Origin of the sequence: Paraburkholderia sp. PREW-6R (assembly GCF_039621805.1) — a bacterium.
GTDB lineage: Bacteria > Pseudomonadota > Gammaproteobacteria > Burkholderiales > Burkholderiaceae > Paraburkholderia.
The window spans coordinates 638,852-658,050 of record NZ_CP155074.1; the positions used below are offsets into that span (position 1 = coordinate 638,852).

The 19,199-nt window shown below is 63.3% G+C and carries 17 protein-coding genes; 6 read left to right on the forward strand and 11 right to left on the reverse strand.

Features of this window, described 5'->3' with window-relative positions:
- The first annotated feature begins 87 nt into the window (after positions 1 to 87).
- Positions 88 to 2,106 carry an acetyl/propionyl/methylcrotonyl-CoA carboxylase subunit alpha gene (locus tag AAGS40_RS18130; RefSeq protein ID WP_345816156.1) on the forward strand — a complete coding sequence of 673 codons (2,019 nt, stop codon included), beginning with the start codon at positions 88 to 90 and terminating at the stop codon, positions 2,104 to 2,106.
- 84 nt (positions 2,107 to 2,190) lie between these two features.
- Here AAGS40_RS18130 and AAGS40_RS18135 read toward each other — a convergent pair whose 3' ends face one another.
- The 3 genes from AAGS40_RS18135 to AAGS40_RS18145 all read right to left on the reverse strand — a co-directional run bounded on the left by AAGS40_RS18135 (position 2,191) and on the right by AAGS40_RS18145 (position 4,763).
- On the reverse strand, positions 2,191 to 2,982 hold the full coding sequence (locus AAGS40_RS18135) for a PhnD/SsuA/transferrin family substrate-binding protein (RefSeq protein WP_345816157.1): 792 nt from the start codon (positions 2,980 to 2,982) through the stop codon (positions 2,191 to 2,193).
- Positions 2,983 to 3,000: 18 nt separating this feature from the next.
- The gene (locus AAGS40_RS18140; protein ID WP_345816158.1) at positions 3,001 to 3,279 is read right to left on the reverse strand and encodes a DUF1488 family protein; all 279 of its coding nucleotides are present in this window, start codon (positions 3,277 to 3,279) and stop codon (positions 3,001 to 3,003) included.
- A gap of 182 nt (positions 3,280 to 3,461) precedes the next feature.
- Positions 3,462 to 4,763, reverse strand: a complete 1,302-nt coding sequence (locus tag AAGS40_RS18145) for an aspartate aminotransferase family protein (RefSeq protein WP_345816159.1) — start codon at positions 4,761 to 4,763, stop codon at positions 3,462 to 3,464.
- 106 nt (positions 4,764 to 4,869) lie between these two features.
- Here AAGS40_RS18145 and AAGS40_RS18150 point away from each other — a divergent pair, with 106 nt between their 5' ends.
- From AAGS40_RS18150 to AAGS40_RS18165, 4 genes are all read left to right on the forward strand, one after another.
- Entirely contained in the window at positions 4,870 to 5,727 is an 858-nt protein-coding gene (locus tag AAGS40_RS18150) for a LysR substrate-binding domain-containing protein (RefSeq protein WP_345816160.1), read from the forward strand.
- 284 nt (positions 5,728 to 6,011) lie between these two features.
- Positions 6,012 to 8,234 (forward strand): response regulator, encoded by a 2,223-nt coding sequence (locus AAGS40_RS18155; RefSeq protein ID WP_345816161.1) that lies wholly within the window; start codon positions 6,012 to 6,014, stop codon positions 8,232 to 8,234.
- A complete protein-coding gene (locus AAGS40_RS18160; RefSeq protein ID WP_345816162.1) occupies positions 8,221 to 8,991 on the forward strand; it encodes a glycosyltransferase family 2 protein in 771 nt (256 codons plus the stop codon). Before AAGS40_RS18155 ends, AAGS40_RS18160 begins: the two co-directional genes overlap by 14 nt.
- Before the next feature lie 326 nt (positions 8,992 to 9,317).
- Positions 9,318 to 9,836, forward strand: a complete 519-nt coding sequence (locus AAGS40_RS18165; RefSeq protein WP_345816163.1) for a low affinity iron permease family protein — start codon at positions 9,318 to 9,320, stop codon at positions 9,834 to 9,836.
- Positions 9,837 to 9,920: 84 nt separating this feature from the next.
- On the opposite strand, the gene AAGS40_RS18170 is transcribed toward AAGS40_RS18165, so the two are convergent.
- From AAGS40_RS18170 to AAGS40_RS18205, 8 genes are all read right to left on the reverse strand, one after another.
- The gene (locus tag AAGS40_RS18170) at positions 9,921 to 10,160 is read right to left on the reverse strand and encodes a hypothetical protein (RefSeq protein WP_345816164.1); all 240 of its coding nucleotides are present in this window, start codon (positions 10,158 to 10,160) and stop codon (positions 9,921 to 9,923) included.
- Between the two features lie 259 nt (positions 10,161 to 10,419).
- Positions 10,420 to 11,421, reverse strand: a complete 1,002-nt coding sequence (locus AAGS40_RS18175; protein WP_345816165.1) for a fatty acid desaturase — start codon at positions 11,419 to 11,421, stop codon at positions 10,420 to 10,422.
- A 156-nt stretch (positions 11,422 to 11,577) separates the two neighbouring features.
- Positions 11,578 to 12,468: a CDP-diacylglycerol diphosphatase gene (locus AAGS40_RS18180; protein ID WP_345816166.1), complete on the reverse strand. Its 891-nt coding sequence runs from the start codon at positions 12,466 to 12,468 to the stop codon at positions 11,578 to 11,580.
- A gap of 67 nt (positions 12,469 to 12,535) precedes the next feature.
- Positions 12,536 to 13,990, reverse strand: coding sequence for an indoleacetamide hydrolase (iaaH, locus tag AAGS40_RS18185; protein WP_345816167.1), 1,455 nt, complete (start codon positions 13,988 to 13,990; stop codon positions 12,536 to 12,538).
- A gap of 32 nt (positions 13,991 to 14,022) precedes the next feature.
- A complete protein-coding gene (locus AAGS40_RS18190; RefSeq protein ID WP_345816168.1) occupies positions 14,023 to 14,934 on the reverse strand; it encodes a ferritin-like domain-containing protein in 912 nt (303 codons plus the stop codon).
- 167 nt (positions 14,935 to 15,101) lie between these two features.
- Complete coding sequence (locus AAGS40_RS18195; protein WP_345816169.1) at positions 15,102 to 15,314, reverse strand: transcriptional regulator; 213 nt, start codon at positions 15,312 to 15,314, stop codon at positions 15,102 to 15,104.
- Between the two features lie 425 nt (positions 15,315 to 15,739).
- Entirely contained in the window at positions 15,740 to 16,408 is a 669-nt protein-coding gene (locus tag AAGS40_RS18200) for an NAD(P)H-dependent oxidoreductase (protein WP_345816170.1), read from the reverse strand.
- A 426-nt stretch (positions 16,409 to 16,834) separates the two neighbouring features.
- Positions 16,835 to 17,689 carry an oxidoreductase gene (locus tag AAGS40_RS18205; RefSeq protein WP_345816171.1) on the reverse strand — a complete coding sequence of 285 codons (855 nt, stop codon included), beginning with the start codon at positions 17,687 to 17,689 and terminating at the stop codon, positions 16,835 to 16,837.
- Between the two features lie 169 nt (positions 17,690 to 17,858).
- Here AAGS40_RS18205 and AAGS40_RS18210 point away from each other — a divergent pair, with 169 nt between their 5' ends.
- Positions 17,859 to 18,527, forward strand: a complete 669-nt coding sequence (locus tag AAGS40_RS18210) for an HAD family hydrolase (protein ID WP_345816172.1) — start codon at positions 17,859 to 17,861, stop codon at positions 18,525 to 18,527.
- Positions 18,528 to 19,199 lie beyond the last annotated feature (672 nt).

The window sequence follows — 19,199 nt, forward strand, 5'->3', positions numbered from 1 at the left end:
CGGGCAATCCATCGAGGCGCCGGTAGGCCTCCAATAGAACAACGTCCCCGATATGGTCACATCGCGGGCAAACCATCGAGACACTTCATGTTCAACAAGATCCTGATTGCCAACCGCGGTGAGATTGCGTGTCGGGTCGCCGCGACCTGCAAGCGGCTTGGCATCGCGAGCGTGGCCGTCTATTCCGATGCGGACGCCAACGCAAAACACGTTGCCGCGTGCGACGAAGCGGTACACATTGGCGGCGCGACGGCGGCGGAAAGCTACCTGCGCGCGGAGCGCATCGTCGCCGCCGCACTCGCAACCGGTGCGCAGGCCGTGCATCCGGGCTATGGTTTTCTGTCGGAGAACGAAGCGTTCGCAGAGGCTTGCGAGGCCGCCGGCATCGTTTTCATCGGGCCGCCGGTCGAAGCGATCGCCGCGATGGGTTCGAAAGCGGCCGCCAAGGCGCTGATGCATGCGGCCGCCGTGCCGCTCGTGCCGGGCTATCACGGTGACGATCAGGACCCCCAGTTGCTGCATCGCGAAGCGGACGCGATCGGTTATCCGGTGCTGCTCAAGGCGAGCGCGGGCGGCGGCGGCAAGGGCATGCGCGTCGTCGAACGCAGCGAAGATTTCGCTGCGGCGCTTGCGTCGTGCAAACGTGAAGCGGCCAGCAGTTTCGGCAACGATCGCGTGCTGATCGAAAAGTATCTGACGCGTCCGCGTCACGTCGAAGTGCAGGTATTCGCGGACCGTCATGGCGGCGCGGTGTACCTGTTCGATCGCGACTGCTCCGTGCAGCGGCGCCACCAGAAAGTGCTCGAAGAGGCGCCTGCGCCCGGTTTGTCGGCCGGAATCAAGCGCGAGATGGGCGAGGCGGCCGTTGCGGCCGCCCGGGCGGTGAATTACGTCGGCGCGGGCACGGTCGAATTCATCATGACGCCCGCAGGCGAGTTCTATTTCATGGAAATGAACACGCGCCTTCAGGTCGAGCATCCGGTCACTGAAATGGTGACGGGGCAGGACCTGGTGGAGTGGCAGCTGCGCGTGGCGTCGAACGAACCTTTGCCGCTCACACAGGAACAACTGAGAATCGACGGGCACGCGATCGAGGCGCGCATTTATGCCGAACATCCAGCGCGCGGGTTTCTGCCGTCAACGGGTACGCTGAGGCACTTGCGTATGCCGCAGGGCGTCGAGTTCTCGATCGGCGAGCCGGGGCGTAAAGCATCCGTGCGCATCGACAGCGGCGTGCGTGAAGGCGACACTATTACGCCGTTTTACGATCCGATGATTGCGAAGCTGATCGTGCATGGTGCCACGCGTGAAGAGGCGCTCGCGCGTCTGAACAGGGCGTTGCGTGCGTGCGAAGTGGTCGGTCCGCACACCAACGTCGAGTTCCTGCAGCGCATCGTGACAAGCGAGCCGTTTGCCACCGGCGATCTCGACACGGGCCTGATCGAGCGTCATCACGACGCGTTATTCGCACCGGTGCGAAAGCCGTTCAAGGAGGCGCTCGCTCTCGCCTGCGCTGCGTTGCTCGCGCGTGAAGGCGGCACCGCGCACGGCGCGTCGCCGTGGGATGCGTTGTCGCACTGGCGTCTGAATGGCGGCTATACGCAAACGCTCGGCTGGAGCGATGTCGCAAACGACACGCCCTTTACCGTCACGTTTGCACGCGACGGCGCCACGCAAACGCTGGAGCATGACGGCGCGCGCGAAGGTTTCGCGTGGTCGAAGGGCGAGCGCCCGCACGAATACCGTGCGACGATCGACGATGCGCGGGTGACCGGCACCGTATTCATCGACGGCGATACGTTTCATGTGTTCGTGCTGGGTGAAGCGCTGGCATTCGAATGGCAGAATCTGCTCGCGCATGCCGCCGACGCCGAGGGCGGCGAGGGCCGTCTGACTGCGCCGATGCCCGGCAAAGTGATCGCGGTACTGGTCGAGCCGGGCGCGGTTGTCGAGAAGGGTACGCCGCTCATCGTGATGGAAGCGATGAAGATGGAGCATACGATTGGCGCGCCTTCCGCCGGCACGGTGTCAGAGGTACTGTATGCAGTCGGCGATCAGGTCGCAGACGGTGCGCAGCTGCTCGTGCTCGAAGTGAAGCAGCCGTGACCCGCCGCGAAATCGCAGTCAGGCAACGACAAAGCGGTTGCTGATCCAGCGGTAGTTACGCCAGTGGTCAGGCAAGGCTTCACGTTAGACGAGGCGTGCGTAGCCCATCGCGCGCGCGTCGTTTTCGAGTTCCACGATCCGCGCATAGTCGCTGAGCGCAAGCCTGGAAAAGCCGAGCAGGCGCAAACGCCGGGCGCGTTCCGGTTGGGCATCGACGGCTTCGTCGAGCGCGACGCGCAGCGCGTCGATCGTGGCTTGCGGCACGGTTGAAGCGGCAATCAGCGGGAGACCGGGCGAAGCCGCCGTCATGCCGATGCGGCGAACCCTGCGCGCCAGGTCCGGCAACGCGTCGCAAACGAAGGCGAACGTCACACAGTCGATCGCGGCCACGTCCGCTTGATTGTCCGCGACCGCTCGCAACGAGCCGACGTGGGAACCGGTTTGCAGCACACTCGCAAAAAAGGGTTCGCCGTGCGCGAGCGGCGCGACTGCGTGGCGAAAGACGTTCATGCCGCTATTCGAGTCGTCCTGATTGCAGGCCGCGCGCGCGCCGCGGCACGAGGCCAGCGTGTCGAACGGCGCATCGGCGCGTGTCACGAGTACGCTCGAATAGTCCGCGCCCTCGCAGCCGTGCGCGTGAAAACGCGGGGTCGCGACCAGCTGAACCTGCTCGCGCAGGCCGTGCATCAATGGGTAGCCGCAAGTTTGTGACAACAGCAGATCGGGGCGACGCCAGAAGCCGTGCAGTTCCTCACTCACCTCGACGATGCGGCACGCCGGTTCGACGCGGGCCAGGACATCGGCGAGCCACGCGCGCCATTCGTACGCTAGCGCGGGCGTCACTTCGTACATCGGCAGGGCAGCGATCCAGGTCATGACTGGATTCTGTCATACCTAATGCAACACGGTCCGGAACGCGTCGAGGTCAAGCCGTACGGGTTCGGTGGGCCGGACGGTCCACCTGCTTGCGGCCACCGAGAGAATGTCCAGTTGCGCGCCCTCGAACGCAACCAGCAGGTCCTGTTTGCGCTTGCTCGCGGCGCCGCAATAGGCGACGAGCGCGTCCGCGCTGACCTCGAAAATCTGCGCGCGTTCGTCGCAGTACACGCGGAACGCGACTGTTGCGCACTCCGTTACGCAGGGCCTGAAACCCTCATCCACATAGACTGTCATCGTCCTCTCCCGCCACTCGTCCAAGTCGTCAGGATGACAAGACGTAAGTTTCGGGTATGTGTGGGAACCGGCATTCGCAACGAGTTGGCGCATTTTCCGGGCGGGCTATCCGGTTAGCGTGACCGACTGGCCGGTGACCGGCTTGCCTCGACGGTCCACGTGGACGCGCACGTCCGCAGGTTTCAGACCGAGCGTTCGATCGCTTTGCCGAGCAGGTCCAGCCCCAGGTCAATTTCCTCCTCGCTGACGGTCAACGGCGGCGCAATCCGGAACACGCCGCCCATGCCCGGCAACTGCACGATATTCATGCTCAGTCCGAGGTTCATGCATTCGCGCGTGATCTTTGCACCCAGACCGTCCGCCGGCTCTTTCGTGCTGCGGTCCTTGACGATCTCCATACCCAGAAGCAGTCCGCGTCCGCGAATGTCGCCGATGCACGCGTGCCGTTCCATCAGCGTCGTCAAACCGCGCCGCAGCCGCTCGCCCATTACGTTCGCACGCTCGACCAGACCGTCGCGCTCGACCACGTCGAGAACTCGCAGGCCGACGGCTGCGGGAAGCGGATCGGACACGTGCGTCGTATAGAACAGATAGCCCATTTCGTGCGCCCGTTCCTCGATCTGCGCGGAGGTGACGACCGCCGCCAGCGGCAGACCTGCACCCAGCGTCTTCGAGAGCGTGAGAATGTCGGGCGTGACGCCGTCTCGCTGGCAGGCGAACATCGTGCCGGTGCGCCCGACGCCGGTTTGCGCTTCGTCGAGAATCAGCAGCATGCCGCGCTCTTCGCATTTGCGCTTCAACGCGGCCATGTAGCCCTCAGGCAGCTCGATGATGCCGCCGGAGCTTAGGATCGGCTCCGCAATGAAAGCAGCGAGATTGCCGCTCGACTGGCGGTCGATCAGATCGAACGCATAGTCCAGTTCCGCAAGATAGTCGTAAGCGCCATGGCGCTCGAAGCGCGGCCGGTATGCGAACGGTGCGGGAATCGCGAACGAGCCGACCGCAGCCGGACCCACGCCTTTGCGACCCGCGCTGTAAGTGGCGGATGCCGCGTTGCCCGTCATGCCATGCCACGATTGCGCGAAGCCGACGATCTCGTATTTGCCCGTCACCAGCTTCGCCATGCGTATGGCGGCTTCGTTCGACTCCGCGCCGGTGCTGAGCAGCAGCGCCCGATCCAGTCCGGCCGGCGTGATGCCGGCGAGACGGGTGGCGAGATCGACCACGGGCCGTGACAGCATCCCGCTGAAAAGGTGGTCGAGCTTGCCCGCGTATTCATTGATGACCGAAACGATGTCCGGATGGCTATGCCCGAGCACAGCGCTCATCTGCCCGGAGGTGAAATCGAGAATCGCCCGGCCGTCGGCATCATGGACAAAGCTGCCTTGCGCGCGCTCGACGATCATCGGCTCGAAGGTGCCGCCATATCGGATCAGGTGCTGGCGGGCGTGGCGCCAGAAGGTTGCATCGTCGTTGCGGGACACGGCGTTCCTCCATGGATGAAAAGTCGGATTAGCTTGCAGTCTAGACAGCGCCGTGGTTTCATGGAATCGAATAGTCCTTATCGAAGATAGTAGCGGGGCTTATACCTTGAGTCTTTCTCTGGAAATCGATTTGCTGCGCTCGTTTGCCGTCGTCGCCGAAGTGAAGGCGCTCAGCCGCGCGGCTGCCCGGATCGGCCGCACGCAATCGGCGCTCAGCCAGCAGATGAAGCGGCTCGAAGAGATCGTCGACCAGACGCTGTTCCAGCGCACGGGGCGCGGCGTGGTGCTGACCAATCCCGGCGAACGGCTGCTCGTGCACGCGCAACGCATTCTGCGTCTGCATGACGAAGCAATGGCCGATCTGTCCGGCAAAGGGCTGTCGGGCACCATCCGTTTCGGTTGCCCGGACGACTATGCCGCCGTGTTCCTGCCGCATCTGCTGCGGCAGTTTTCGAGTCAACATCCGCAGGCGCTCGTGGAAGTCAGCTGCGCGCCAACACCGCGGCTGCTCGAACAACTGGACATGCGCGCGCTGGATCTCGCGATGATTTCACTGCCGGAAAACAACGCAAGCGACGACATCATCCGGACGGAGCCGCTCGTGTGGGTCGGCTATCCCGGCCTGGAATCCGCGCACTTCGATCCGCTGCCACTGGCGGTCTCCGACGCGGACACGCTCGATCACGTGGCGGCCTGCGAAGCGCTGCAACGCGCAGGCCGGCCCTATCGGATCGCGTATGCAAGCAGCAGCCTGGCAGGGCTCACTGCGCTGGTGCGCTCGGGGCAAGCGTTTGCCGTCATTACGCAGACTGCCGCGCCGGCGGACCTGGCGATCCTGAATGGCGATCCGTTGCTGCCGCCGCTGCCTGCCATTGGCATTACGCTCAAGTTCGAGCGCGGGCGTCCTTCTCATCTGATCAAGGCATTCGCGGAGCACATCCGGTCCACGCTGCCGTTACTGTGATGTCCGCATGCGGTGCTTTCATTTGACCGACACGCGCGCTGATGAAGGTTTCGTGACCGTGCGTGTCACGCGGCCGCCTTGCAACGCTAGTGCACACGGTAGGCACTTTCCCTGTTCTCCCCGACAGGCGCGCCCGCTAATATGCAAAGGCGCTGCAAGTAGGAAAACGTTTGCGCCAGGTTTCCGGGCGTCCATGACCGGTCCGTGTCGCGCATCACGTTTTACCTTTGCTCACGGGATCGTGGTGTCTCGTGGCTGCGAATCACCAGGAGGTCTTTTTGCGCATGCCCACCATGAGTCCTTATACGCCTGTAGCCTCACTGCTGCGTGCGCACGTTCTCCTGCGTGTTGTGTGGCGCTATGGCGCGTATCTCGGTTGCGCGCTGCTGGTCGCGTCGGCGGCGATTGGCGCTGGCGGCACGATCTGGCTGTATCGCAGCGAGGCTGCAATCGATCGTATCTATGACCTTCAAACCCGGTTGGAGCGGCTTCTGTCACTCTGTCTGGAGCAGGAGACGGATCAGCAGAGCTACGTGCTGACCGGCGAGACGCGCTACCTCGAACCTTACAGGGAAGCGACGCGCGAGCTGAATCAACAGGTCAGCGAACTCAGCCATCGCTTTGACGACAACGACGTGCAACGGCAGCGTTATAGCGTGCTTCGCGACCTCATCGCGACGAAGGAAGCCGGGATGGACGCGAGCCTTCAGGCGCGCACGCAGGGCGGCATATCGCCGGCCGTCGCGGTGAAGAGCGTGGTCAACAATCAGGCGCTGATGGAGGAAGCGCGCAATGTTGTCTTTTCCATGGAGTCCAGCGCGCGCGATGGTCTGACACAGCGGGCGCAGAGTGCGGTCGCCGTCAGGGATCTTTCCGTGGCCGCCGGGCTCATTGCGTCGGTGATCGCGGCGGCCATGCTCGTGACGCTCGTCAAGGCGACACGCCGCGTGCTCATCACGCAGAACGATGCGGCAGCGAGGATCGGCGCGACACTCTCGCTGCTCGAAACGGTGGTGTCGAGCATCGGCGACGCATTGATCGTGACCGACGAAAACGGCATGATCAAGCTGATGAACCCTGCAGCGGAACACATGACCGACGTCTCCAGCGCGCATGGAATCGGTGCGCACGTGGATTCGGTGCTGGACCTGCGCTCGCCTGCGGGCGAACGGCTCCTGTGCGCGGCCGTGCAGGCCATCACCGGCGGCCACCGGATCGACAGTCACGATCCGGTCCAGATGCGCAAACCGGGCGGCGCGACGCTTTATGTCGAACAGGACGCGTCGCTGATTCGCGACACCACGGGAACGACGACGGGCGCGGTGCTGGCGCTGCACAATGTCACCGCGCGTACCTTGTGGGAAGAGGAAATCAAGGCGAGCGACCGGCGCAAGACGGAATTCATTTCGGTGCTCTCGCATGAATTACGCAACCCGCTTGCCGCAGTACGCAGCGCATTGCACGCAATCGGTTCACCGTCGTCGCCGGTCGGGCAGGACGAACTGCTTGCCATGGCCGAGCGTCAGATGAAGCACGTGGTCAGAATGGTCGACGATCTGCTGGATGTGGGTCGCCTCGAGCGTGGCGTGCTGCAGTTGCAGATGTCCACCAGCGACATCAACAAGATCATTCAAAGTGCGATCGAAGCGGTGCGCGCCACGTTGGATCGGCGCGGAAATCGCGTCACCGTGAATTCGGCTCGCACGCCGACGTTCGTCATGGGTGACTTCCAGCGGCTCGTACAGGTGTTCTCCAACCTGCTCAATAACGCGTCGAAATATTCGCCGCTGCGCGCGCCCATTCAGGTGACGATCCAACGACACGCCGCAACCGTCGAAGTACGGGTCAAGGATTGGGGCATTGGTCTTGCGCCGGAGAGCATCGGCCGTATTTTCGACATGTTCGCTCAGGTCGAGCCGGTCGCAGGGCGGCAAAAGGAAGGGCTCGGGATCGGGCTGACGCTGGCGCGGCAGATTGTCGACATGCACGGCGGTGAGATTCGCTGCACGAGCGACGGCCTCGGCGCTGGCAGCGAATTTAGCGTCTCGCTCATGCTGGCTCAGGCCGCGACGGCGGAAGGTGTGCCGCCGCCGGCTGCGCAGCCGCACGTGGTGGCGGAGACGGTGAGTGTACTCGTCGTGGATGACAATGAAGACGCCGCCGATGCGCTGGCCGCGGTCCTCAATTCGTCAGGATTCACAACCAATGTCGCATATGACGGACAGCACGGCATCGATCTTGCCGAACGGACACGGCCGGATGCGCTGCTGCTCGACATCGGCATGCCGGGAATGAATGGCTACGAAGTCGCACGCACGATACGCAGGCAGCCTTGGGGCGGCCAGATCGTGATTATCGCGGTGACGGGGTGGGGCCAGGAGTCCGATCGTCACGAGGCACTCGAAGCCGGATTCGACATGCACTTCGTCAAACCCGTGGACTACGCCGCATTGCGTAACGCGTTGCTCGAAGCGGTTGGGAATAAGGCGGCGCATGACGGTGGCTAACGCAAGCTCTCGCAATGAACACGCTCCCCGCATTTCATGCATTGTGTGCGCGTACGACGAAGCGCCCAGAATCGCTGCGGTATTGAAGGTGGCGGCGGCACATCCCATGCTTGCGGAGCTCATCGTTGTCGACGACGGCTCTACCGATAACACCGCAGAGGTCGTGAGACAGTTCCCTTCGGTGCGGCTCATCGAACGGGCGACGAATGGCGGCAAGAGTCTGGCGATTGCCGACGGCATCGCCGCTGCGCAATGCGAGTTTCTGATGCTACTCGACGCCGACCTCAAGGGCCTGAGCCCTGACAATCTCAGTGCGCTAGCCGCGCCCGTACTCAGCGGCCGGGCGGAAGTCAGCATGAGTTTGCGGCAAAACAGTCTGCTGATTTTTCGTGCGCTCGGAATCGACTTCGTATCCGGTGAACGGGTGGTCCGCAAGACGCTTCTCGAAACTGTCCTTGCTGACATTCAAAGGCTGCCGCGTTTTGGAATCGAAGTGTTCATGAACCGGCGGATTATCGAACGCCGTCTGCGGATCGCGGTCATCCATTGGCCTCATGTCACGCAAGCGCGTAAAACCGAAAAGTTGGGCTATTGGCAAGGCGTTCGCGCGGAGTGGCGGATGATTACCGATCTGTTGAAAGCGATCTATCCGCTCGCGTTGATCTCGCAGACCCTGCGGTTATTGTCGCTGCGGATCACTGAAGGACGCGCGCCGTTTGCCGCCAGAATGAGCCGCGCTTCCACTACGCCGCGTTAGACAGGGCCGGTGGCGCATCACGTACGGGGGCCGGCGTCCGGCGAAATAAGTTTGCAAGGTTCGCGCGGTCGGTCCAGTCAGTCGACGTTCACAGTTGAAGCGGGAAACCGCGCGGTTGGAAGCGATAACAAAATTACCTGGGTCAGGTAACAAATGGCAAGCGACCTGACCGCCGCCTGCCTCATCGCCGCAACAGGCGAAACACGCTAAATTCCGAGTCACCGTGTACTACGCGAGGCTGAAAGCCCGTGCAGAGCGACGTCCGCGCCGGTGAGCAAGATTGGCATGCGATTTGCTTGGTATGGTCGATAGCTCCGGAGCCGACCATGAACCATTCCGATACGCCGCGCTCTTCGACCGACGAACTCGACGCCGTTCCAGATACCGCCAGTCCCGCGTATGCGGGCACCCATCCGCTCACCCGTCTTTTCGACAAATTCGCGAGCCTCGTGACCCGTTGGGCGGGCTCGCCAGCGGCGTTCTGCCTCGCCGTGCTCACTGTGATCGCATGGGTCGTGACAGGACCGATCTTTCACTATTCGGACGGCTGGCAACTCGTGATCAACACGGGCACGACCATCGTCACTTTTCTGATGGTGTTTCTGATCCAGCAAAGCCAGAATAAGGACAGCGTGGCGCTGCATCTGAAGCTCAACGAATTGTTGTCGTCGCATCGCGCGGCGAGCAACCGTCTGATCGGGATCGAGGATGCGACGGAGGAGGAATTGCGACGGCTTGCCGCGGCCTACCTGCGCCTGTCCACGACACCCGCTGAAGTCTGCGAGCCGTCGCCGGGCAATACGTTAGCGGAGCGTCGCCGTGAGGCGGACAAGGTGAGGACTTAAGCGCCCGCGCCGTCTGCGTCGGCCGGTTAGCATGGTGTCGGCCATCGCGACGCGTGGCCGGCACGCGAAAAGGCGGGCAGTGAGTTACTGATCTTCGTCGTCCGTGCTGCTGTTCTCGTCTTCCTGATGCGACGCAGCCGATGCGGATGCAAGACGTGCCTGCTCCGCTTCCTCCTCTTCTTCGAAGCTGGGTAAGCCTGCGGCTCTTCGCATGGCATTCGCTTCTACGTGCAGCGTGTATAGCTCCTGCGCTGCCGCCGCAACCAGCGTTGCGGCGCCGTAGCCAATCTCGTCGGCCAGTGCCTTGTCGAAAAATTTCATCATCCCTTTGGTAACGGCGGCCGGTGCGCGAACTTAAGGGAATGGACTGACGATCACTTATAGCGCGCTCCCTCTGCCGAACGACAAAGGTCAGTTGACGAACGTAGCCTGCACGGTAATGCTCGCGCCAAACGAAAAAGGCACCGCGCTGGAAGGACCACTGCGATGTGGTGGACACGCTCTGCGATTCATCGCCCAGGTCGGGATGTAAGCGCGAAAGACGGGAATGACGAACGGGGCGCTATGGCCCGGGCGTTTTCGATCAGCTCGCGCGGGCCCATTGTGGCTTCGCGGCAGCAGGCGAATGGCCCGGGACCGCGTCGGCCAGCTTGCCGTGAAGCGGATGCGCGACGGGCACGAGCGCATGGCGGCCGAGCCACTCGCTGTAGCCTTTGACCAGAAAATTGCCCGAGCGCTCGATATAGCGCTGGCGCGACATTTCATACACCTTACGAAGCGCGAACCACGGCACATGCGGAAGATCGTGATGAACCGCGTGGTAGTTGTTGTTCAGAAACAGCAAACGCCAGAACCACGCCGCTTCATTGATGACCGTGCGATGCTGAGGCGCGTCCGCCACGCGATGCTCGTGAAACGAGCGGATCGATCCCACGGCGAGCGCTCCATATCCCGCGCCGACGATAAACGCCCACGCCGGGATGCCGCAGCAACGCTGCAGCCATGCCGTGAGCGCGGTCAGCGCGGCACAATGCGCGAGCCACACCGGCACGTCGTGCCGGTCGCCGCGAGCGAGCCTGCGCAGCGCCTGCGCGCCAGTCGCTGCAATCGCGAAAGCCGGTCCGAGCAGCAGGCGGCCAATGAACGCGTTGCGCACCACCAGCAATGCCCGGATGCCGCGCCCAGCGTTTTGCCACGCGATGTGGCTCACGAAGTAGCTTTCGGGGTCGCGCTCCGGGTGTGTGAGATGCGCATCGTCATGATGCTGCAGATGCGACTCCCGATAGATGCCGTACGGAAACCACACGGCAAGCGGTGCGAAACCGACGAGCGCGTTCACGAACGGAAAGCGCGTGGGGTGGCCATGCAGCAACTCGTGCTGGAGCGACATGTACCACGCACCGAGCAACGCGAGGAGCAGCGTCGTGACGGGCAGGCCTAGCTCGCGTGCATGCGTGGCGACGCAGAACCATCCGCCGTAGATCGTGATGATGAGCGCCCAGGTCGGCCATTGCGTGCGCCAGGTCCAGCTGCTTGCCAGCCGTGCGAGGGACTGGCGTTGTGCGTCGTCGAGATATATCGCCATGGGCAGAATCGGTCGTCATACGGGTTCAGACCGATCCTACGGACCTGGGTCCAGTACGAGAACGATTTTGTTCAGCAATGCATCTGCGCTTTCGTGCTTAGCCAGGCCGCATCGCGTCATGGCCGCCGGGAGGCAGTTGCGCGATGCCTGATGAAATCAGTCCCCGTCCGCGACGCGGCACTTATGGTCGAGCAGTCCCTCGGCGCTGCCGCTGCCGTTATCCGCTTCGAGGTCACTGTTCACCACCAGCCAGCCGTCCTTCGCCGCCGACGGTCCCGCGCCCGTCACGAGGATGGTTTGCGTCGCCATCGCCGCGTTGTTGCCTTCGGCGTTGCCGCTGGGGTTGCCGCTGACTTGCGCGGCGGCGTCGCTATCCGCATCCTTTCCTGCGTCATGGTCAGGGTCGCTGCCAGCGCCCAGGCCGGGAATGCCGCGCGCGACGAGCCGGAACGGATCGTCGCGCTGTGCAAGCGACATCACGTGCATGATGCGATAGCGGTTCCCATCGAGGGTGTCCCATTGCCACCGGCCGGGCGCGTCGTTCGCATGACGGGCGAGCGCCTCGCTGATATCGCGGCGCATACAGTCGATGTGAATGTGCAACTGGTTCTGCGAACGACGGTATTCGGAATTGATCTCGATGCCGAGCAAGGTGTCCGGCAGCGTGCGCTTCACCGATTTCTCGACGTAAGCACGCGAATCCCACGCATCGACCCAATAATCGCGCGCATGCGGCGCAAGCAGTAGCGGGCTTTCAATACCAGTGATGCGATCGGTCGGAATCAGCAGATGCTGCGAGCGTCCGACAATATCTTTCAGGATAACGTAGTGTTGGTCGAGATTCACGAGCGTGCATTGGCCCGGCGTACCGGTGGCCTGTTGCGACGGCACGCAGCGCAGGTCGACGATTTTCCATAACGCGTTGGGATCGGCCGCCGCCAGACGCGCACACGCGCCGACGGTCAATGCAAGGAAGAACGCCGCGCTCCAGCGTGCGCCGCGGCACAGAAGAACCCGCGTGGTTCGGGCGGGCGATGGTGTTGTCATCGAGATAAGCAATGGATGAAGGGAGGGTTGTTTCGTTCAGACCTGGGTGTCCACAAAACCACGCGCGCTAGATTACCGGCGCCGGCGGCAGGCCGAGCACCTGCTCGACCGCGATGCCGATGGCGAGCAGGCGCCGGTCGCTGCCGAGCGGGCCGTCCAGTTCGAGACCCACGGGCAGGCCGCTCGCCGTCATGCCCGCCGCGAGCGACAGTCCCGGAATGCCTGCCGTGCTGGCCGGATCGGTGTTGCGCAGGAAGGCGTCCATCGTGTCGATGCTCGGCGCGCCGTCGATCGACACCACCGACGAGCCGTTGATGTCGTCGATCGGCACGGCCGCGAGGCGCGTGGTCGGAAACAGCAGCGCGTCGAGACGCTCGTCCGCGAACGTGGCGGCGACGTACTGTTGCAGACGCGGCCGCCACACATTCAGCGCTTCGGCGTAGCGCGTGCCGAGCGTGTCGGCGAGCACTTCGTCGTAAATCGCGCGCACGTCCGGGCTCGCAATGCGGGCCGCGACGCCCGCGACGGTCTGGACGGGCGCGCCGTTCGCTATGAGCCAGTCGCGCATGTCGTCATGCGCCTCATGCACGGCAATCGGGCCGCCTACCATGCTGTTCAGAAGGTCCAGCTCGCTCATGTCGACCGGCACGAACACGACCCCTGCTGCGCGCAACTGCGACAGCGCGGCGCGCGCGACCTTTTCTATCTGCTGTTCGAGACCAGCCCACAGCGGCGCGGGCAGCCCGATGCGCAGGCCGTTCAGCGCCACGACGGGGAGTTCGCTTGCGCCGGTGATCACGCCGTCGAGCAAAGCTAGGTCGGCGACGGTGCGGGCCATGGGCCCCACGGTGTCCCGCGTATGACTGATCGGCACGACCGCGTGCGGATCATGGTAGCGGCGCTCGGCGCCGCCGTTGCCGACAGAGGGACGGAAGCCCGCAGTGCCGGTCAACGCCGCCGGGATGCGTATTGAGCCGCCGGTGTCGGTGCCGAGTCCCGCGGGCACGATGCGCGCCGCGATGGCGACTGACGTGCCGCCCGACGATCCGCCCGGAATCAGCGACGGGTCGTACGGATTGCGCACGGCACCGGCATGCGTGGCCAGGTTCGTGCTGGTAATGCCGAACGCCAGCTCGTGCATGTTGGCCTTGCCGAGAATGACCGCGCCGGCGTCGAGCAGACGCTGCACCGAAGGCGCGGTGGTGGGTGGGACAAAGCCTTCCAGCGCGGGTGTGCCCGCCGAGGTCGGCAGCCCCGCCGTATTGATGTTGTCCTTCACGACGAGCGGCAGGCCGGCGAGCGGCAGGCGCGCTTTTTCGCCGGCGGGCAATGCGTCGATGCGCCGCGCGGCGGCGAGCGCGCCGTCCAGGTCGATCGTGGTGAGGGCGTTCAGGCTCGACAGCGCGGCGGCGCGCGCGAGCAACGTCGCTACGTAGTCGGCGGCATGCAGACGGCCTGACTGGATCGCGGCGACGGCTTCGCTTGCCGTGAGCGCGAGGTGTTCATCGACCGTCCATGTCATAGCCGCTTGTCTCCTGGCGTGATTGACGTGATTTACGCGTTGCGGCGTGTCGGTTTCATGAAACGCAGCGCGAATCGCGCAAGCGTGGGCACGAGGCGCGGGCGCAGCAACCGTGCATCATAGCCGCTCATGCGCCGGTCGTTTTCCGCGAGACACAGTTCGAACAGATCGCGCGCGTGCAGCGCCTCGCCGATCACGCCGCTGCTGGCAGGCAGGAAGTTCGAGTCGTGGGCGACGCCGTCGGCATCGATTCCCTTGGCGATCGCGAGGCGCTGCCACACGAGCACGACCCAGATTGCCGCGACGCGCAGCGAATGCCACGGCCGGCGCCAGAGCGGCATATTGCGCCGATACCACGCCACCCAGTTGATGAAGAAGAGGATATGGCGCGCCTCTTCCTGTATCACCGGCTCGAATGTCTCGACGAGCGCTTCGGGAAAGTAGCCGGACTGGTGCGCTGAGCGAAACAGGCCAAATGCAAAGAAGCTGTCGATGCACTCGCTGTAACCGGTGCGCATCCACTCCCATTCCGGATCGCGCGGCGGCAGATACTCGGGCTCGGGTGCGAGTGCGATGCCGTACGCGGCGACCAGTTTCGAGAGCACATGCTTGTGACGGGCTTCCTCGTTGCCATCCATCGTGATGGCTTCGCGCAGCAGCGGGTCGCTCAGTTGCGCGGCGTAGGTGTGAACGGCGATCGACGCGCGCCCCTCGGTCTGTACCGCAATATCCCAGATCGGCAGCGCGCAGAGCCGCGCAAGTGCATCCGGCGGCAACGGCGGCCATTCGAGCACGGCAGGTTTGTAGGGGTTGTGGGTTTCAAGCAGCATCCGGCAAAACATCTGCTTGTGGGCCTCTGAACCGATCTTCACGCGGGCGGGGCCGCGGAATGTCCAGTGGCGAAGGGTGCGGTCTTCGGCTACATCTGTCAGTGTGTCGGACATGGCAGGCGTACAGAGCGAACGTTCGATGTGTCGCCCATTCTGTCACATCCATTTATTTTTCGACGCGAGGCTGCCTGACGCGTACCGCGTGAACCGCATCGACCAGATGCACCGCGCGGCGCGTCGTTCCCGCATTGATCCGTCACGCCGAATCCGGCGCCCTGTCCTCACTGATGATGGTCGATCCACATGCGTCCCCAGCGGAACGCATAGGCGAGCGCATGTTCTTCGTCGAAAAAATAGTCGAGCGCGTCGAACGAATACGCCTGGGCGTGGTTCGTGGTTTTCTCGATCGTGAGGTTGGCGGCGAACAGGCCGTTGGGCAGCTTTTGCGCGGCAGGCGCGACCTCGTAGCCCTTGTAGCGGTGATGTGAATTCATGTTCCTGGCAGTCAGTATGCCCGCGTGTTTGCGAGAGATCCGGCCAGTGTCATGTCTTCCCGTAGCGTCTGGTGGCCGGTGAGTCGGGCGGGCAGGGATGAGCGTAGGGTGCCCTGCACGGCGAGTGAACCAATCATTCTTCGAAAGCTAATCAGCGCGCGTCGGGAACGGTCATCACAAGACCGGATCGGAACAGGTTCGCCGTTTACGAACATACTATCCAGCGCCGCGCGCGACGGGTCTGTTATGAAGCGCACATGAGCGGGATGGTTGGGGAGAACGTGAGGTGAAGGGACGCGGAGTGAAGTGAAGTGAAGTGAAGTGAAGTACGGGGCGTGGCCTGTCGCATGTCGCAATGAAAAATGCGGGTCGGTAACGCGTGGCGCGCGTTATTGACCCGCATCGCAGGGAACAGGTGTAACCGTTCAGACCGCTTTCAGCAGCCGGGCAGGCGGTGTTTCCTTGAGCACGCCGCCCGCGGCCGCGCCGGCTGTTGCATTCGGCAGGCGATGCGCGGCGAACGCCAGCGCGAATTGCGCGGCCTGCTGGCCAACCGTGGCGAGCTGGTCGACCACCTTCGGGTCCGAGCAGGTGTCCACTGTCTCGAAGCGCGTTTCCAGCGTGTTGATGCCCGCGCCGAACGGTGTCGGCCAGCCGCGCAACGCGTGCACGATCGAGCGCAGCGACGTGAGCACCGAGCCGGCTGCCTGCCAGCCGTAGGCCGTGACGATGCAGCCGACGGCGCGGCCGTCGAGATACGGACGCTCGTCCGCACGCAGTTCTTCCAGCGTGTCGAGTGCGTTCTTGACGAGGCCGGACACGCCACCGTGGTAGCCCGGCGTGGCGATGATCAGCGCGTCCGCGTGACGCACGGCTTCGATCAGTTCCAGTTGCCCGTCGGTACGCTCCGTCTGTTCCGGCGCGTAGTGAGGCAGGCTGTGCAGGAACGTGCCGCCGAACAGCCGCGTGTTCGCGCCGGCCGCTTCCGCGCCGCGCAGCGCGAAACCAAGCGCGCGTTCGGTCGACGAGGCCGCCCGGGTCGTGCCGCCGATGCCGATGACAAGCGGCCGGCGATGATGATCGAAACTGGTCAACGCAATACTCCTTCGGTAGCGGCTCACGGCTCCATGGCGCGGGGCTGCGCGCAGGGGCCGGGGCGAACCGGTCTTTGAAGCGTTATCTTAATGACGGCCGCTGTGATGACGAAGCGACTTTTTGTTCTAACGTTATAACCGCGTGGCCTGTGCGCACTGTTGGCTAGCGCTCATGCGCGTTGCACGGTTTTGGCTCGTGACCCGATGAGGCACCGGACGGCCCGGCAGATAAGCTTATGGCGAACGATTGGTTAGGGGCGCGATGCGGCGCGGCTATGATCGTGTCGTCTCCTCCATGACATCTCCTTGACATGGGATTCGGCCTCGCTGCGTCAGTGGCGAGGCCTTTTTTTCGTCTGCTTCTGGTAGGGGCTGACTGACGGCCGGGCACCGGCAGGCACCGCCGCCTACCATTCGATCGACGTGCTAGTCCGGGAAATCGGCGCTCAGCGTGGTGGCTTCCCAGGCGGCAATTTCGGCACGCAAGTTCTCCAGCTTGCCTTTGACGCGAGCGAGTCCGTCGCCACCGAGGATCAGGTGGCCCGGCGGCGTAGGCGATTGAACCGCGGCGATGATCGCGAGCGCTGCGCGCGCCGGGTCGCCGGGCTGCTTGCCGCTCGCGGCGGCGATGCCGGCGCGGCGCTTGCCGGCGCTTGCCGCATAGGCGTCGATCGGCGTGCGGGTCTGTTTCAGCGAACGCCCCGCCCAGTCGGTGCGGAAAGGTCCCGGCTCGACCGCTGTCACCTTGATCCCCAGTTCGGCTGTCTCGGCGGCGAGCGCTTCGCTCAGGCCCTCCACGGCGAATTTGGTGGCGGCGTAGTAGCCGCTTCCGGGGTTGCCGACCAGCCCGCCCACGGACGTGATGTTGACAATGTGCCCGGCCCGCTGCTCGCGCATGACGGGCAGGACAGCCTTGATCGTGTTGGCAACGCCGAAGAAGTTGACCTCGAACATGTCGCGTACGTCCTGATCATCGCCTTCCTCGATGGCGCCCAGGTAGCCGTAGCCGGCGTTGTTGACCAGCACGTCGATGCGGCCAAAATGTTGTAGCGTGGCTTCGACCGCACGGGCGATCTGGCTCGTCTGGGTCACGTCGAGTTCGAGCACCAGCGCACGATCGCCATAACGGTCAGCAAAGTCTTTCAGCGCGTCGGGCTGACGAGCGGTCACGACGACGCGCCAGCCCTTTTCAAGGGCGGCCACTGCGATCTCCCGGCCGAACCCGGTGGAACAGCCGGTGATGAACCAGACGGGAACGGGGGAAGTGTGGGCAGATGACATGACGTTCCTTTTGACGGAAGCCGAGCGGCAGCAGTGCCGCAAGGACGGATGAGCGGAATGAAAAGTATCGCATGTCGAGGCAGCGCGCGTGGCATGCGCTTTGCGCGACGCTGTGCGCTATCGGCGCTATCGGTGCGATCGCGTCGCGCAACTTCAGGAGCTATCTGTAATGATCCAAGCAGCGATTTTCGATATCGACGGAACGTTGGTTGATTCTGTCGACCTGCACGCCCGCGCCTGGCAGGAGGCGTTCGCCCAGTTCGGACACGACGTCACCTTCGAGCAAGCCCGCAGCCAGATCGGTAAAGGCGGCGATCAGCTTATTCCCGTTTTCCTTTCTGCCGACCAGCAGCGGGAATATGGCGAGGCATTGGAGCAATGGCGCGGCGAGCACTTTCGCTCAACTTATTTGCCCATGATCCGCCCATTTTCGGCGGTGCCTGAGTTAATTAAACGTGTTCGCGACGCCGGGCTGAGAGTTGCGGTCGCGTCATCGGCAAAAAAAGAAGAGCTTGATATTTACCTCGAGATAGCGGGCATCAAGCCATTGATCGACGAAAGTACGTCGTCTGAAGACGCCGACCGATCGAAGCCTGCGCCAGACATTTTTGAAGTCGCGCTGAAAAAGCTGGATATCGCGGCAGCGCAGGCAATTGCCATTGGCGACACGCCCTACGACGCCCAGGCCGCGCGCAAGGCCGGATTGCAGGCGATCGGCGTGCTGTCCGGCGGCTTCACGGAAGCTGACCTCCGCGCGGGCGGCTGTGTGGCGGTATATCCGGGACCGGGGGCGCTGCTTGCATGCTTCGAGACTTCACCGCTTGGCGCGGGGCGGTAGCACGAGTGGACATCGCGCGGCGCGCTTGAGCGATTATCGATTTCTTCGCGAAATGTAAAGCGCACGCGGCAAGTGCGCTATTTTCCTTCAACGCGCAACTATATGGAATGCTGCTTTAGCCGGAACACCGGCTGAGGTTGCACGAGTCGCCGGATAAGCCATGTTCTTTTGCATCAAGCCGCGGCCGCCAGTAAAACATTAAGGTAATAGTAATCAGAAAGGTCAAATCACAGAATATCGGCTGTTTGAACACACTCAACAATTTATACTTATTTGCCGATATCAAGATGGATTGAAGATTTTCGCAAGGTGAGAGTATGTCCGATTGGCCCAACGAGCCAGTTCAGCCCGCGGGCAGCACGACGACATGCGTTGCTGTGATCGCACGCGATGAGCACGAAAGACTCATCATTACCGTCTGTAATGATCTGTTCTTCCAGATGACGGACGCGGCGTGCGCAGGCACTCGGCATTTCCCCATTCCGTTCGACACGCTGGCCGCCAACGTTGGCACGCGCCGATTGCTGAAAAAACTGCTCGCGTGCTTCGACTCGGCCGCACCCAGCCAATGGGAGCCATTTGACGATTTTCACAGCGACGGGAGGGGGTGGCGCCTTTCGTTACAGCCAGTGCGTCGCGCCGGCGGCGCGGACGTACACAAAGTTCTCGTCA